This is a genomic window from Streptomyces sp. NRRL B-24484 (assembly GCF_000717715.1).
Lineage (GTDB): Bacteria > Actinomycetota > Actinomycetes > Streptomycetales > Streptomycetaceae > Kitasatospora.
On the sequence record NZ_JOAI01000025.1, the window covers coordinates 20,707 to 36,122 of the forward strand.

Below are 15,416 nucleotides of genomic sequence, written 5' to 3' on the forward strand. Positions count from 1 at the left end.
TCGCCGGAGCCCCGGCCCGACGGTCCCCCGGGTCGGTGGGTGATTCCCCCGGGTCCGGCGCTCCGCCGTGCGGAACGGCGGCACGGCCGAGGCGGGCGGTGGCACGATGGGAGGGCCGTGCACGGGTGGGACGAAGGGGTGGCGAGCCGATGCCGTACGAACTGGACCACGTGGTGCTGTGGGTGGCCGATCCGGTGCGGTCGGCCGCGTTCTACCGCGACGTGGTGGGCCTGGAGCCGGTGCGGCTGGCCGAGTTCGAGAAGGGCCTCGCACCGTTCGTCAGCGTGCGGGTGACCGAGCGGACGCTGATCGACCTGGTGCCGCTCACGGCCGCCCCGCAGCTGAACGCCGCGCCCGGCGCCGAGGGCAGCGCGGGCAACCGGCTCAACCACGTCTGCCTGTCCACCTCGGAGGAGGAGTTCGGGGCGCTGCGGTCCCGGCTGGAGGCGGGCGGGCACCCGGTGACCCCGTACGCGCAGGACTCGTTCGGGGCCCGCGGCATCGCCCCGCGGACGTACTACTTCGCCGACCCGGACGGCAACGTCCTGGAAGCCCGCTCCTACGGGTGAGGCCGGCCGCTGCGGGTGCGGCGTCAGGGGTTGGCTGCCATGGGCACTCGGCAGGGGTGCGCGGGGGCACCTCCCGGCCGAAGGCCGGGGGAGAGCTGCGCCGTCCGGGATCGGTGCTCCTGACCGATCCGGCTCACCCCTGGTCCGCACGGTGGCCCGCGTCCGAATCGCGCAGTTCCCCGCGCCCCCGGGTGGTATCCGTCGCCTTCGAAGAGACGTCCCAGTCGTGAGGTGCGCCGGCCGGCCGTGATCGCGTGGTGCCCCCGACGAGCGACCGGGCCTCGGCGGCGAAGCGGGCGACCAGCGGGTTGCGGTCGTCGCGCCGGCGGACCAGCCCGACGACGGTGCGGGCACGGTCGGGGGTGATCGCCCGGTAGGCGACGCCGCGCATCCGCACCCGGCGCACGCCCGCCGGCGCGAGGGACACCCCCAGCCCCGCGCCGACCAGGGCCGCGACCGTCTGCCACTCCACCGCCCGCTGGGCGACCCGCGGTTCGAACCCGGCCTCCCGGCACACCCCGACGATCCGGTCGTGCACCGTCGGCCCGCAGTCCCGCGGCAGCAGGACGAACGGCTCCTCCGCCAGCTCGGCCACCGGCACGGCTCGCAGGCCCGCCAGCCGGTGTCCGGCCGGCAGGACGGCGACGAACCCCTCCGACCAGAGCGGCTCCACCACCAACTCCGGGTCCTCCGGGGGCTCGCGCATCAGCCCCACGTCGAGGGCGTGCCCGTGCAGCGCCGCGACCTGCGGCGCCGTCGTCATCTCACGGATGTCCAACTCCACCCCCGGCCGGTGTTCGCGGAAGGTCCGCAGCAGGTCCGGCAGGACCGTCGGCGCCAGCGAGGCGGCGAAACCGATCCGCAGCCGGCCCGTCTCGCCCGTCGCGACCCGGCGGGCCGCCGCCAGCCCCGCCGCGACCTCGCCGAGCGCCCGGCGCGCAGCGGGCAGCAGCTCCTCACCCGCCGCGGTCAGCGACACCCGTCCCGGCCGCCGTTCGAACAGCGGATGGCCGACCCGCTCCTCCAGGCGGCGGATCTGCTGGCTCAGCGGCGGCTGCGCCACGCCCAGCCGCTCCGCGGCCCGGCCGAAGTGCAGTTCCTCGGCCAGCACGGCGAAGGCGTGCAGCTGGTGCAGGGCGAGTTCGGGACGGTCCTCCATATCCCTCGGCATATCACAACGCGGCCTGTCCGGTATTGGACGTATCGCGGCGGCTGCGCCTACCGTCCCGGCCATGGGAGAACGCCGGACGATCCTCAGCGGATCGCAATTCGAGGAACGGATCGGGTACGCCCGGGCGGTGGTGGACGGTGACCGGGTGCACGTCTCCGGCACGACCGGCTTCGACTACACCGCCATGACCATCTCCGAGGACGTGGTGGCCCAGGCCGAGCAGTGCCTGCGCAACATCACCGCCGCCCTGGCCGAGGCCGGCTGCACCCTCGCCGACGTGGTCAGGGTGCGCTACCTGCTGCCCGGGCGCGAGGACTTCGAACCGTGCTGGCCGGTGCTGCGCCGCGCGTTCGGCGACGTCCGCCCGGCCGCCACGATGATGGTCTGCGGCCTCGCCGACCCCCGGATGAGGATCGAGATCGAGGTGGACGCACGACGGCCCGCCACCGGATGACCGGTGACGGGCCGTCGGGACCGCCGCTCGTGGACCACCGTCCGCGGGGCTCCGTGGCCGTTGCGACGGCTCGCGGACGCGGCGGCTCACACCGAGAAGCCGAGGCGGCCGGTGGTGCGGCGGCGCAGCAGTCGCAGCAGCGGGGCCGGCCGGTCGGCGGGCGGTTCACTGCTGCCCCGGGCCAGGCTGGCGAGCCGGTCGGCCTCGTGGCCGCGCACCGCGACGGGGGCGCCGATGCCGAGATCACGCTCGCCGGACAGCTCGACGAGGGCGGCAACGAGTACGGAGTAGTCGCTCATTCTGAGTTCCTTTCGGCTGATTACCTCTGACCTCAAGGATGACGGCCCGTCATGACAGCAGGTTTGCAGGCGGGTCTCGCTCTCATGGCGGATCGGGGACCGGAGGTTACATCCCGGTGACCCGTCGTCGGGCCGAGGTGCGGGCCGAGGTGCGGGCGGTGGTGCGGGCGGTGGTGCGGGCCGTCCGGGTCCGGGTGCGGCCGTGGGCGACGGCTTCCGGAGGGGCCGGCCCCGGTCCGGCGGGAATCACCGGAGGACCCGGCACGTTCTGCCGGGCATGACGCTTCCACCCGGTACCGAGGTCCTGCGCTACGCCGCCTTCACCGCCGACCCGGCCGGAGGCAACCCGGCCGGAGTGGTGCCCGACGCCGCCGGGCTGGACGACGCCACGCAGCTGGCCGTGGCCGCCGAGCTCGGCTACTCCGAGACGGCCTTCCTCACCGCCCGCGGGGCGCGGACCTTCGAGGTCCGGTACTTCAGCCCGCTCGCCGAGGTGCCGTTCTGCGGCCACGCCACGATCGCCTCGGCCGTCGCCCTCGCCGAGCGGATCGGCCCCGGCGAGCTGCTGTTCGAGACCAAGGCCGGCCCGGTGCCGGTCGAGGTCACCGTCGACCCGGAGGGCCGGCCGGTGGCCACCCTGACCAGCGTCGAGCCCGCCGTCGAAGCGGCCTCCGACGCGGACGTCGCCGAGGCGCTGGCCGCCCTCGGCTGGAGCGCCGACGACCTGGACGAGACGCTGCCGCCGCGGATCGCCTACGCGGGCGCCCGCCACCTGGTGCTGGCCGCCGCCACCCGCAAGCGGCTCGCCGACCTCGCCTACGACTTCGACCGGCTGGCCCGGCTGATGACGCGGCTCGACCTGACCACCGTGCAGCTGGTCCACCGGGTCTCCGACACGGTCTTCCACGTCCGCGACCCCTTCCCGGTCGGCGGCGTGGTCGAGGACCCGGCCACCGGCGCCGCCGCGGCCGCCTTCGGCGCCTACCTGAGCGAGCTGGAGGGCCTCGGGCAGGCCGTGCTCACCCTCCACCAGGGCGAGGACATGGGCCGTCCCGGCGTGCTCCGCGTCGAGCTGCGGGAGGGGGAGCGGCGGGTGCGGGTGAGCGGCGCCGCCGTCCGCATCCCCGAGCCGCAGGGCTGACGGGCGCCGTCGTCCGGTGCCCGACGTTGAGGACCGGCCGGGCTCGGCGCGGAGGACCGTCCGGGTGCTGCAGCTGTCCGCAGTCCCGACCCGGGGCCGCGGAGGCGGCGCCGTGCAGCGGGTGCGGGTGGGCGCGTCTACTCCCGGGGGAGTAGGCGCGCCCACCCCGGCAGGCTGACGCCCCGGCGGCCGGTCGGCGGCTAGCCTTCCCGGCATGACCGACGAACCGCCGCCCTGGCAGCCGCCGTGGGTCCGCGCCTCGAAGGCGGGCTGGCCGGTCGCCTCCTCGGTGCTGGTCGCGGTCGCGCAGCTGGCCGGGACGGGCGCCGCCGCCCGCCACCAGGGCGGACGCCTCCCGCTGGACGCCCTCGGCTACCTGCTGCTCCTGCTCGGACCGGCGATGCTCGTCCTCCGGCAGCGCCGGCCGGTCGCCGTGGTGGTCGGCACGACCGTCGTCACGGTGGCCTACCTGCTGGCCGGCTACCCGTACGGTCCGGTCTTCCTCAGTCTGGTGGTGGCCTTCTGCGCCGCCGTGAAGCGCGGCCACCGCCGGGCCGCGTGGGCGTGCGCGGGCGCCTTCTACGCCGCCCACCTGCTGATCTCCTTCGCGGTCCCGCAGGACTGGCTGCGCGGCCCGGCGGCACAGCCCAACGGCTGGCAGGAGCTCGGCATCGCCGCCTGGCTGCTCCTGGTGATGGCCGTCGCCGAGATCCTGCGGTTCCGCGCCGAGCGGATGGAGGCCGTCCGGGCCGCCGCCGAGCAGGCCCAGCGGCGCCGGATCGACGAGGAACGGCTGCGGATGGCCCGCGAACTGCACGACATCCTGGCCCACAGCATCTCGCTGATCCACGTGCAGGCCGGTGTCGCCCTCGAACTCCTCGACACCCGGCCCGAACAGGCCAGGACGGCACTCACCACGATCAAGGCCGCAAGCAAGGAGGCCCTGGGCGAGGTGCGGCAGGTGTTGGGCACGCTCCGCGGCCCGGACGCCACCGCACCGCGCAGCCCCGCCCCGGGCCTGGACCGGCTCGACGAGCTCGCCGAGCAGGCCGGACAGGCCGGGCTCGCGGTCACGGTGCAGGGCCGCGGCCGACCCCGCAGCCTCCCGCCCGGGCTCGACCTGACCGCCTTCCGGATCGTCCAGGAGGCCCTGACCAACGTCATCCGCCACTCGGCGGCCCGCAGGGCCGAGGTCCTGCTCGACTGGTCGGGGGACGGGCTCGTCGTCCGGATCGACGACCCCGGCCCGGCCGGGGCGGGCGAGCCGGGCGGCTCCGGCAGCGGCCTGCTCGGCATGCGGGAACGGGTCGCCGCGGCCGGCGGCACCCTGGAGGCGGGGCCGCGGCCCGACGGCGGGTTCCGGGTCCTCGCCCGGCTGCCGCTCCGCGGCGGCGGCCCGCAGGAACCGACGGGAGGCGAACCCCGGTGATCAGGGTGCTGCTCGCGGACGACCAGGTGCTCGTCCGGGCGGGCTTCCGCGCACTGCTCGACGCCCAGCCCGACCTCGAGGTGGTCGGCGAGGCCGACGACGGCGAGCAGGCCGTCGCCCTCGCCGCCGAACTGCGGCCCGACGTCGTCCTCATGGACATCCGGATGCCCCGGCTGGACGGGCTCGCCGCCACCCGCAGGATCGGCGAGGACGCGGCGCTCCACGGCGTCCGGGTGGTGGTCCTCACCACCTTCGAACTCGACGAGTACGTCTTCGAGGCGCTCCGGGCCGGCGCGGCGGGCTTCCTCGTCAAGGACACCGAACCGGCCGAACTGCTGCGCGCCGTCCGGGTCGCCGCCGCCGGCGACGCCCTGCTCTCGCCCGGGGTGACCCGGCGGCTGATCGGCGAGTTCGCCGCACGCTCCAAGGCCCCGGCGGAGGGCGGTCCGGCCGTGCTCGCGGCGCTCACCGACCGCGAGCGGGAGGTGCTGGCGCTGGTCGGCCTCGGCCTCTCCAACGAGGACATCGCCCGCCGACTGGTCGTCAGCCCGCTCACCGCCAAGACCCACGTCAGCCGGGCGATGGTGAAGCTCGGCGCCCGCGACCGCGCCCAACTGGTCGTCCTCGCCTACGAGTCCGGCCTCGTCCGGCCGGGCTGGCTGGGCTAGCGCCGGGCCGTCGGGCCGGTGCACCGGCGCCGGGGGGTGGTGCTGGTTGCAGGGGCGGCACTGCAGTGGGGTGCAGGTCGGATCCGGATGCCAGGGGGATGGTGGCGGCTGCGGCGGCGGAGAAGACTTCACCGCATGCGAACCCTGCTGCGCACCGTGGTGCGCACCCTCGTCCCCGTCCTCCTCCTGGCGGCTGCCGCGACCACCGCCCGTGCCGTCTGGCGGCCGTGGGCCCGTCACCTCCTCGCGGTCCGCGGCGGCGGCCCGCCCGGTCCCGGTACTACGGCGGGAGTACCCCGGGAGCCGCTGGTGGGACGACGCGCGGCAGGGGGCCGCGGCGAGAGGCTCGGTGCAGTCACCACACCCGACCTGCACCGAGGAGACGGACACCATGGACACCCTGCTCGCCCACGCGGACGGCCACTGGCCCGGTCCGTGGATCCTGCTGATCCCGTTCTTCTGGGCAGCCGTGATCCTCCTCGTCGTGTTGATCCTGCGGCGCACCGTCTGGCGCCGCGGCCACGGCCCCGGCGGCTGGCACCACGGCGGCGGACCGCTCGCCACGCTCGGGGACCGGTACGCCCGCGGTGAGATCGACGAGGACGAGTACCGCGCCAAGCGGGCCGTGCTCACCGAGCGCAGCGACCGCACGGACCGTCCCGGCGGTGCGAAGTGACCGTCGTCCGACTGCACCCCGCCGCCGCGGTCACCGACGCGGTGAAGGTGTACGGGATCGGCGCCACCCAGGTCCGGGCGCTCGACCACGTCACGGTCGAATTCCCGGCCGAGCGGTTCACCGCGATCATGGGCCCGTCCGGCTCCGGCAAGTCCACGCTGATGCACTGCGCCGCCGGCCTCGACACCCTCAGCGCGGGCAGCGCCCACATCGGCGGCACCGAACTCGGCACCCTGAACGACCGCCGGCTCACCGAACTCCGCCGCGAGCGCATCGGGTTCGTCTTCCAGTCCTTCAACCTGGTGCCCACGCTCACCGTCCGGGAGAACATCACCCTGCCGCTCGACCTCGCCGGGCGGGCACCCGACGCGGAATGGGTGGACGCCCTCGTCGACGTGGTCGGCCTCGGCGACCGGCTGCACCACCGGCCCGCCGAGCTCTCGGGCGGCCAGCAGCAGCGGGTGGCCGTGGCCCGCGCCCTCGCCGGCCGGCCGCAGGTCGTCTTCGCGGACGAGCCGACCGGCAACCTGGACTCCCGTTCCGGCGCCGAGGTGCTCGGCCTGCTCCGGCAGGCCGTCGACACCATGGGCCAGGCCGTGGTCATGGTCACCCACGACCCGACCGCCGCGGGCTACGCCGACCGGGCCCTGTTCCTGGCCGACGGCCGACTGGTCGACAGCATGGACGCACCGACCGCCGACCTCGTCCTCGACCGGATGAAGGCCTTCGACACCCCGGCCGCCGCCACCCGCGCCACCACCCTCACCACCGTCCCTCCTACCGGCAACCAGACCACCAGTTCCCCGACCACCGTCCCGACCGCGGCCACCGGCCCACGGGAGAGTGACCGGCGATGAACACCGCCCTGCGGATCGGAGTCCGCTCCGCCCGCGCCCACCGGCGTCGCCTGGTCGGCACCGTCCTCGCCGTCCTGCTCGGCGTCGCGTTCCTGACCGGCACGATGGTGCTCGGCGACACCCTGCGGGCCAACTTCGACACCCTGTTCGCCGACGCCAACGCGGGCACCGGCGCCGTCGTCCGCAGCGCCGACGTGCTGCCCGCACAGAACGTCCCCGGCGGCGTCCGGGCACCCGTCGACGCATCGCTCGCCGACCGGCTGCGCACCGTTCCCGGCGTGAGCGCGGCCGAGCCGTCCGTCCAGGGCGCCGGCCAGCTGGTCGGCCGGAACGGCGAGCCGATCGGCGGCAAGGGCCCGCCGACCCTCGCCGGGAACTGGCTCACCGACGGCACGCTCAACCCCTACCGGCTCGCCGAGGGCCGGGCACCCGCCGCGCCCGGCGAGGCCGTCGTCAACCGCGGCGCGGCCGAGGCCGGCGACCTCCGGATCGGCGACACCACCGTGCTGCGCACCCCGGACCCGGTGCGGATCACCGTCGTCGGCATCGCGACCTTCGGCGCCGACGCCGACGGCATGGGTCCCTCGACCTTCACCGGGCTGAGCCTCGGCGACGCCGAGCGCTACCTCACGCCCAAGGGCGAGGGCCAGGCCACCGCGATCCGGCTGCGCTCCGACACCCTGACGCAGCAGCAGCTCGTCGACCGGGTCAAGCCGTTGCTGCCCACCGGCGTCGAGGCGCTGACCGGGCACGCCGCGACCGCCGAGTCCACCGCGGACGTCTCCGGCCGGTTCCTGACCATGTTCACCACCCTGCTGCTGGTCTTCGCCGGGATCGCACTGCTGGTCGCCACCTTCACCATCCACAACACCTTCGCCATCGTGGTCGCCCAGCGCACCCGGGAGAACGCGCTGCTGCGGGCGCTCGGCGCGCACCGGCGACAGGTCCTCGGCTCGACCCTCGCCGAGGCGGCCGTGGTCGCCGTGGTCGCCTCCGCGGCCGGTCTGGTCGGCGGCATCGGGGTGGCGGCCGGGCTCAGCGCGCTCTTCTCCGCGCTCGGCTTCTCGCTGCCGACCGGCGGCATGGTGATCGCCACCACCTCCGTCGTGCTGCCGTTGGCCGTCGGCATCCTGGTCACCCTGGGCTCGGCGCTGCTGCCCGCCGTCCGGGCCGGCCGCACCGCCCCGCTCGCCGCACTCCGCGAGAGCGCGGTGGACGAGGCGGCGAGCGGCCGCACCGGCCGGGTCCGGGCGGTCCTCGGCGCGGCCCTGCTGGCCGGCGGTGCCGTGCTCACCGTGCGCGGCGCGACGAGCGGGCCCTCGGTGCTGCTCACCACCGTCGGCGCGGTCTGCGCACTGGCCGGCACGGTGGTGCTCGGCCCGGTCGCCGCAGCGCTCGCCGTCCGCGTGCTCGGTGCGCCGCTGCCGCGGCTGCGCGGTGTCAGCGGTGCGCTGGCCCGCCGCAACGCGGCCCGCAACCCCTCCCGCACGGCGGCGACCGCCACCGCCCTGATGGTGGGCGTCGCGGTGGTGACCCTGTTCACCGTGTTCGCCGCGTCGATCCGGGCCACCCTGAACGACACCGTCGACCGTTCCTTCGCCGGCGACCTCGCCGTCACCGCACCCGCCTTCGGGGCCGGCGGCAGCGGGGTCAGCCCGAAGCTCGCCGAGGCCGTGCGGCAGCTGCCGCAGGTCGAGCAGGCGGTGGGCCTCGGTCGCGGGGTCGCCCGGGTCGACGGGCACGGCCGCGAGCTGGACATCACCGACCCGGCCCGGCTGCCCGGCGTGGTCGACCTGGGGCGGGTCGACGGCAGTCTCGCCGCCCTCGGTACCGACGGCCTCGCCGTCTCGCGCAGCGAGGCCGCCTCCCGCGGCTGGCAGCTGGGCTCCACGGTCTCCGTCGGCTTCACCGACGGCACCGAACCGTTCACCGTCCGGGCCCTGTACGAGGGCGGCGGGGTGGCGGGCGACTACCTGATGACCCGTCAGGCCTGGGCCCCGCACCGCGTCCAGGACAGCGGCACCATGGTCGCGGTCGCGCTGCGGCCCGGCGTCTCCCTCGCCGACGGCAAGGCCGCCGTACAGAAGGTGGCGGACTCCTACGGCAACCCGCAGGTGCAGGACCGTGCCGAGTACGCGGCGAGCGCCGCCGGCGGTGTGGACACCATGCTCTCCGTGGTCTACGCCCTGCTCGCCCTGGCCGTGCTGATCGCCCTGCTCGGCATCGCCAACACCCTGACGCTGGCCGTGCACGAGCGCACCCGTGAGCTCGGCCTGCTGCGCGCGGTCGGCCAGACCAGGGGGCAGCTGCGGTCGATGGTCCGCTGGGAGTCGGTGCTCGTCGCCGCCTTCGGCACGGTCGGCGGCCTGGGGCTCGGAGCCTTCCTGGGGTGGGCGCTCGTCCGGGCGTCCGACAGCGCCGGTACGGGCTCCTTCGACCTGCCGCCCGGACGGCTCGCGGTGGTGCTGCTGGCCGGTCTGGTCGCGGGCGCCGTCGCCGGCCTCCGCCCGGCCGGCCGGGCGGCCAGGTTGGACGTCCTCCGGGCGATCGCCACGGACTGACCGCCGTCCCGCCGGATGCCCCGGGCCGTCCGCCCGGGGCGCCCGGCGACCCGGGCGCCCGGCCACCCGGCGGGCCCCACCCGCCGGGCACCGGGCAGGACGCCCGCCCAGGTCAGCGGCCTCCGGCGGGTCGTCCGGCACAGCGCACGGTCTCACCCCTCTGCCACCCGATAAGGGTTCGCTGGAGATGCCGTAACAGTCACTTATTGTAGTTGCCTGTTACGCTTGGTGGAGGTGACGTCGTCAGGACAACGTCAGGACAAGGAGGCTCGCGATGGCTCTGCACACCGTGGACGTGGATCGCTCCGACCCGGAGTACCGGGCCTGGCTGAAGGAGGCGGTGCGGAAGGTCCAGGCCGACGCCAACCGTTCCGCCGACACCCACCTGCTGCGCTTCCCCCTCCCCGAGGAGTGGGGCATCGACCTGTACCTGAAGGACGAGTCCACCCACCCGACCGGCAGCCTCAAGCACCGGCTGGCCCGTTCGCTCTTCCTGTACGGCCTCTGCAACGGCTGGATCAGACCCGGCAAGCCGGTCATCGAGGCCTCCAGCGGCTCGACCGCCGTCTCCGAGGCCTACTTCGCGAAGCTGATCGGCGTGCCCTTCATCGCGGTGATGTCCCGGACGACGAGCCGGGCCAAGATCGAGCTGATCGAGTTCCACGGCGGCCGATGTCACCTCGTCGACGACCCCTGCGAGGTCTACGAGGTGTCCACCCGGCTCGCGGAAGAGACCGGCGGCCACTACATGGACCAGTTCACGTACGCCGAGCGGGCCACCGACTGGCGCGGCAACAACAACATCGCCGAGTCGGTGTTCGCCCAGCTGGAGCTGGAGCCTCACCCCGAGCCGGCCTGGATCGTCGCCACCGCCGGCACCGGCGGCACCTCCGCGACCATCGCCCGCTACGTGCACTACATGCAGTACGACACCCGGATCTGCGTGGCGGACCCGGAGAACTCCTGCTTCTTCGACGGCTGGGTCAACCAGGACCCCGGCGCCACCTGCGCCAGCGGCTCCCGGATCGAGGGCATCGGCCGCCCCCGCATGGAGCCGAGCTTCGTCCCGGGCGCCCTCGACCGGATGATGAAGGTGCCCGACGCCGCGTCCATCGCGGCCGTCCGCATCCTGGAGGACGCGCTCGGCAAGAAGGCCGGCGCCTCCACCGGCACCGGGCTGTGGAGCGCCCTGCGGATCGTCGCGGAGATGCGCGCCGCCGGGCAGGCCGGCAGCGTCGTCACCCTCATCTGCGACCCGGGCGACCGCTACCTCGACAAGTACTACTCCGACGGCTGGCTCGCCGAGCACGGCATCGACATCGCCCCCTACGTCGCCGAGCTGGAGGAGTTCCTCGCCGGCACGTCCATCGGCCTGGGCTGAGCCACCCGGGCCCGTCCGGTCCCGCCGGGCCGAGCCGCAGCCCGGCCCCCGGGCGGCCTCCTCCGCCCGCCACGCCACCCGTCCCACCTCGCGCGATAGCCATGACGGCCCGGGGAGTGCGCCACGTACTCCCCGGGCCGACGTGTGCGGTGACCCTCGCACCGCAGCCGCGCCGCGGCCACTCCCACACCGGGCCGAAGCGCCCACCGGCCGGACGCCAGTCGCGGACCCGCCGGGCGGCAGAATCGTAGACCAGGGCGAGAGTTTCGACCAGACCCCGGGCGATCCCGCGGTCTCGCGCACGTCTGCGTGAGGCTTCCTCGCTCGGGTTCCATCCGCATGAGCCGGCGTCAGCCGCCCGAAATACTGCCGTGCACGGGGATTGACCGCCCAAAATTCGGGCCGCTAGCGTGCCTGAAACTTGCGTAGCCATCTACGAAAAGTTTCGAGAGCCATCGTCATGTGATCTCGCGAAAGGGACTTCCGTGATCAGTGCGACCCGCACCGCCCTCGTGGCGGCCACCGCCGCAGCCCTGGCCGTCTCCGTGCTCGTCCTCCCCACCGCCACCGCGGCCACCCCGCCCGCCGGCAGCCCACCTGCCGCCGACCAGGCCGGCGACGCCCGGGCCGCCTCCCGGGCGAAGGGCCCGGCCGCAGGCACCCTCGGCGAGCTCGGCCGCCGCGCGGGCCTGCGCATCGGTACGGCGGTGGACATGTCCGCCCTGGCCGCCGACACCCCGTACCGGGAGAAGGCCACCACCGAGTTCAGCTCCGTCACGCCGGAGAACGTCATGAAGTGGGAGTCCGTCGAGGCCGTCCGCGGCACCTACACCTGGGGCCCCGCCGACGACCTCGTCGACTTCGCGCAGGACAACCACCAGCTGGTCCGCGGCCACACCCTCGTCTGGCACAGCCAGCTGCCCGGCTGGCTCACCTCCGGCGGCTTCACCCCGGACGAGCTCCGCGACGTCCTGCACCGTCACATCACCGACGAGGTCAAGCACTTCAAGGGCCGGATCTGGCAGTGGGACGTCGTCAACGAGGCCTTCAACGACGACGGCACCCTGCGCGACTCCCTCTGGCTGCGCACCCTCGGCCGGGCTACATCGCCGACGCCTTCCGCTGGGCCCACGAGGCCGACCCCAAGGCCGAGCTGTACATCAACGACTACAACATCGAGGGCGTCAACCCCAAGAGCACCGCGCTGCTCGCCCTGGTCACCGACCTGAAGAAGCAGCACGTCCCGATCGACGGCGTCGGCGTCCAGGGCCACCTCGCCGTCCAGTACCCCGCCCCGCACGACATCGCCGACAACCTGGCGCGCTTCGACGCCCTCGGGCTGGACACCGCGATCACCGAGGCCGACGTCCGGATGGTGATGCCCGCCGACGCCACCAAGACCGAGGCACAGGCCGAGGGGTACGGCGTGCTGCTGCAGGGCTGCCTGCTCACCGCGCACTGCACCGACTTCACGGTGTGGGGCTTCACCGACAAGTACTCCTGGGTCCCGAACACCTTCTCCGGCCAGGGCTCGGCCAACCTGCTGACCGAGGACTACCGTCCGAAGCCCGCCTACACCGAACTGCGCCAGGACCTGGCCCTCGCCGGCCGCCGCTGACCGGGGCCCACGGCGAATCCGGCTCCCCGGTGGTCCGCACGCTGGAGCACCGGGGAGCCGGATCGCGCAGCTCCCCGCGTCCCCGGGCCTGCCACCCGTACGCCGCGTCCGCCGCGTCCGGTGGCTCCGCCCGGGCCCGCCGATCCGCTGCTGCGCCTGCCGGGTGACCGTCGGCGCGCCGCCCGCCACCGCACCGGCCGCGGGGACAGGCTGGCCGCACGGGCCGGTCCGCCGGCCGTACGCACGGGGGTGACGAGGAGGCGACGATGTACGACGGCCCGCTGTTCTTCCCGGTGACCCCGTTCGGTGCGGACGGCGAGGTCGACCCCGCGGTGTACGCCGAGCACCTGGAGTCCGGCATCGCCGCCGGCCCCGGTGCGGTCTTCGCCGCCTGCGGCACCGGCGAGTTCCACGCCCTGGCACCCGACGAGCACGCCGTGCTGGTCCGGACGGCCGTCCGGGTCGCCGCCGGCCGGCTGCCGGTCTTCGCCGGGGCCGGCGGACCCCTGCCCACCGCCCGCGCCCTCGCCCGGTCCGCCGCCGAGGCCGGCGCGGACGGACTGCTGCTCATGCCGCCCTACCTCGTCCGGCCGCCGCAGTCCGGCCTGGTCGCCTACACCCGCCAGGTCGCCCAGGCCGGTGGGCTCCCGCTGATCGCCTACCACCGCGACACGGCCCGGCTCGACGTCGCCACCGCCGTCGAGATCGCCCGACTGCCGCACGTGGTCGGCATCAAGGACGGCTGCGGCGACCTCGAACTGCTCGCCCGGATGATCACGGCCGTGGAGACGGAACTGCGTCCCTCCGGGAAGCCGTTCCGGTTCTTCAACGGCCTGCCCACCGCCGAGGCGACCGCACCGGCCTACCGGGGCATCGGCGTCCGGGAGTACTCCTCCGCCTCGTTCGCCTTCGTCCCGGAGATCGCCCTCGCCTTCCACCGCGCCCTGGCCACCGGGGACGAGGCCCTGGTCGGCCGGCTGCTGGCGGCCTTCTACCTGCCCCTGGTCGAGCTGCGGGCCGCGGTGCCCGGCTACGCCGTCTCCCTGGTGAAGGCGGGGGTACGGCAGCGCGGCCGGGCCGTGGGCGGCGTCCGGCCCCCGCTGACCGATCCCACGCCCGAACACCTCGACCGCCTGCGCGTCCTCGTCGACGCCGGACTGGCCACCCTCGCCACCCTCCCGGAAAGCACCGACCGTTGACCCCCGCCCGGCCCGACCCCGCGCACCCGTCCGAGCCGCCGAAGCCGTCCGAGTCGCCGCACCCGTCCGTGCGGCCGACCCCGTACGTGCCGCCGCACCCGCCCGGCCCGCCGGATCTGCGGATCACCGCGGTCACCGTCACCCCCGTCGCCTTCCGCGAGCCGCCGCTGCTCAACGCCGTGGGCGTGCACGAGCCCTACGCCCTGCGGGCCGTGGTCGAGGTCGCCACCGACCAGGGGCTGACCGGCCTCGGCGAGACCACCGCCGACGAGGGCCACCTGGAGCGGCTGCGCACCGCCGCCGCGGCGGTGACCGGCCTGCCGGTGCACGCCCTCGGCCGGATCCGCGCCCGGGTCGCCGCCGTGCTGGGCGGCCGGACGGGTTCCGATCGGCACGGCCTGACCGGGCCGATCACCGCGGCCTCCACGGTGGACCGGGTCTTCTCCCCGCTGGAGGTGGCCTGCCTGGACGTCCAGGGCCGCGCCGCCGGACGGCCCGTCAGCGATCTGCTCGGCGGCCGGGTCCGCGACGCCGTCCCGTACAGCGCCTACCTCTTCCACAAGTGGGCCGGCCACCCCGGCGGGCCGCCGGACGGCTGGGGCGAGGCGGTGGACACGGCCGGGGTCCTCGCCCAGGCCCGCCGCCTGGTCGACGCGTACGGCTTCACCGCACTGAAGCTCAAGGGCGGGGTCCGCCCGCCGCGCGAGGAGGTCGAGACCGTCCTCGCCCTGCACGAGGCCTTCCCCGGGCTGCCGCTGCGGCTCGACCCCAACGCCGCCTGGACGGTCGGCACGGCGCTCGACACCGCCGGCCGGCTGGAGGGCGTCCTCGAATACCTGGAGGACCCGACCCCGGGGCTGGACGGCATGGCCCGGGTGGCCGAGGGGACGGCGATCCCGCTCGCCACCAACATGTGCGTCACCGCCTTCGAGCACGTACCGCCGGCCGTCGCCCGCAGGTCGGTGCGGATCGTGCTCGCCGACCACCACTACTGGGGCGGCCTGCACCGCTCCCGGCTGCTCGCCGGGATCTGCGACACCTTCGGCCTCGGCCTGTCCATGCACTCCAACGCGCACCTCGGCATCAGCCTGGCCGCGATGACCCACCTGGCCGCCGCCTCGCCCGAACTCACCCACGCCTGCGACACCCACTGGCCCTGGCGGACCGAGGACGTGATCGAGCCCGGCGTGCTGACCCTCGCCGACGGCGCCGTCCGGGTGCCGACCGGGCCGGGCCTCGGCGTCGAACTCGACCGCGACGCCCTGGCCCGATTGCACGGGCAGTACCTCGCCTGCGGTCTGCGCACCCGCGACGACACCGGCTACCTGCGCCGGATCGACCCCTCGTACCGGCGCCGCATCCCGCGCTGGTGACGACCGCCGCGGCCACCCGT

General features: G+C 75.1%; 13 protein-coding genes and 1 pseudogene. 12 read left to right on the forward strand and 2 right to left on the reverse strand.

Translation table 11 applies throughout. The annotated features are described in order from the left end of the window. The first annotated feature begins 149 nt into the window (after nucleotides 1-149). On the forward strand, nucleotides 150-569 hold the full coding sequence (locus IE98_RS0122650; protein ID WP_030271693.1) for a VOC family protein: 420 nt from the start codon (nucleotides 150-152) through the stop codon (nucleotides 567-569). A 133-nt stretch (nucleotides 570-702) separates the two neighbouring features. Here the strand turns inward: IE98_RS0122650 and IE98_RS0122655 are convergent, their stop codons facing one another. Next, nucleotides 703-1,728, reverse strand: a complete 1,026-nt coding sequence (locus IE98_RS0122655; protein ID WP_063748988.1) for a LysR family transcriptional regulator — start codon at nucleotides 1,726-1,728, stop codon at nucleotides 703-705. 73 nt (nucleotides 1,729-1,801) lie between these two features. Here IE98_RS0122655 and IE98_RS0122660 point away from each other — a divergent pair, with 73 nt between their 5' ends. Continuing rightward, on the forward strand, nucleotides 1,802-2,194 hold the full coding sequence (locus IE98_RS0122660; RefSeq protein WP_030271697.1) for a RidA family protein: 393 nt from the start codon (nucleotides 1,802-1,804) through the stop codon (nucleotides 2,192-2,194). A gap of 86 nt (nucleotides 2,195-2,280) precedes the next feature. Here IE98_RS0122660 and IE98_RS0122665 read toward each other — a convergent pair whose 3' ends face one another. Beyond that, nucleotides 2,281-2,493 carry a hypothetical protein gene (locus IE98_RS0122665; RefSeq protein ID WP_030271699.1) on the reverse strand — a complete coding sequence of 71 codons (213 nt, stop codon included), beginning with the start codon at nucleotides 2,491-2,493 and terminating at the stop codon, nucleotides 2,281-2,283. Nucleotides 2,494-2,770: 277 nt separating this feature from the next. Between IE98_RS0122665 and IE98_RS0122675 the strand changes: the two genes are divergently transcribed. The 10 genes and pseudogenes from IE98_RS0122675 (at nucleotide 2,771) to IE98_RS0122720 (ending at nucleotide 15,396) form a co-directional block, all read left to right on the forward strand. Next, nucleotides 2,771-3,634, forward strand: coding sequence for a PhzF family phenazine biosynthesis protein (locus IE98_RS0122675; protein WP_030271700.1), 864 nt, complete (start codon nucleotides 2,771-2,773; stop codon nucleotides 3,632-3,634). Between the two features lie 214 nt (nucleotides 3,635-3,848). Then, nucleotides 3,849-5,063 (forward strand): sensor histidine kinase, encoded by a 1,215-nt coding sequence (locus IE98_RS0122680; RefSeq protein ID WP_052390833.1) that lies wholly within the window; start codon nucleotides 3,849-3,851, stop codon nucleotides 5,061-5,063. Continuing rightward, the gene (locus IE98_RS0122685) at nucleotides 5,060-5,731 is read left to right on the forward strand and encodes a response regulator (protein WP_030271708.1); all 672 of its coding nucleotides are present in this window, start codon (nucleotides 5,060-5,062) and stop codon (nucleotides 5,729-5,731) included. Before IE98_RS0122680 ends, IE98_RS0122685 begins: the two co-directional genes overlap by 4 nt. A 391-nt stretch (nucleotides 5,732-6,122) precedes the next feature. Continuing rightward, nucleotides 6,123-6,407, forward strand: a complete 285-nt coding sequence (locus IE98_RS0122690; protein WP_030271710.1) for an SHOCT domain-containing protein — start codon at nucleotides 6,123-6,125, stop codon at nucleotides 6,405-6,407. Then, nucleotides 6,404-7,264: an ABC transporter ATP-binding protein gene (locus tag IE98_RS0122695; protein ID WP_078661213.1), complete on the forward strand. Its 861-nt coding sequence runs from the start codon at nucleotides 6,404-6,406 to the stop codon at nucleotides 7,262-7,264. The genes IE98_RS0122690 and IE98_RS0122695 overlap by 4 nt, the downstream gene beginning before the upstream one ends. Beyond that, entirely contained in the window at nucleotides 7,261-9,825 is a 2,565-nt protein-coding gene (locus tag IE98_RS0122700) for an ABC transporter permease (RefSeq protein ID WP_030271715.1), read from the forward strand. Before IE98_RS0122695 ends, IE98_RS0122700 begins: the two co-directional genes overlap by 4 nt. A 274-nt stretch (nucleotides 9,826-10,099) precedes the next feature. Further along, a complete protein-coding gene (locus IE98_RS0122705) occupies nucleotides 10,100-11,206 on the forward strand; it encodes a PLP-dependent cysteine synthase family protein (protein ID WP_030271717.1) in 1,107 nt (368 codons plus the stop codon). Between the two features lie 485 nt (nucleotides 11,207-11,691). Further along, nucleotides 11,692-12,824, forward strand: a pseudogene (locus IE98_RS42880) (endo-1,4-beta-xylanase). A 266-nt stretch (nucleotides 12,825-13,090) separates the two neighbouring features. After that, on the forward strand, nucleotides 13,091-14,023 hold the full coding sequence (locus tag IE98_RS0122715; protein ID WP_030271719.1) for a 5-dehydro-4-deoxyglucarate dehydratase: 933 nt from the start codon (nucleotides 13,091-13,093) through the stop codon (nucleotides 14,021-14,023). A gap of 116 nt (nucleotides 14,024-14,139) precedes the next feature. Beyond that, nucleotides 14,140-15,396, forward strand: a complete 1,257-nt coding sequence (locus tag IE98_RS0122720) for an enolase C-terminal domain-like protein (protein ID WP_030271721.1) — start codon at nucleotides 14,140-14,142, stop codon at nucleotides 15,394-15,396. The last annotated feature ends 20 nt before the right edge of the window (nucleotides 15,397-15,416 follow it).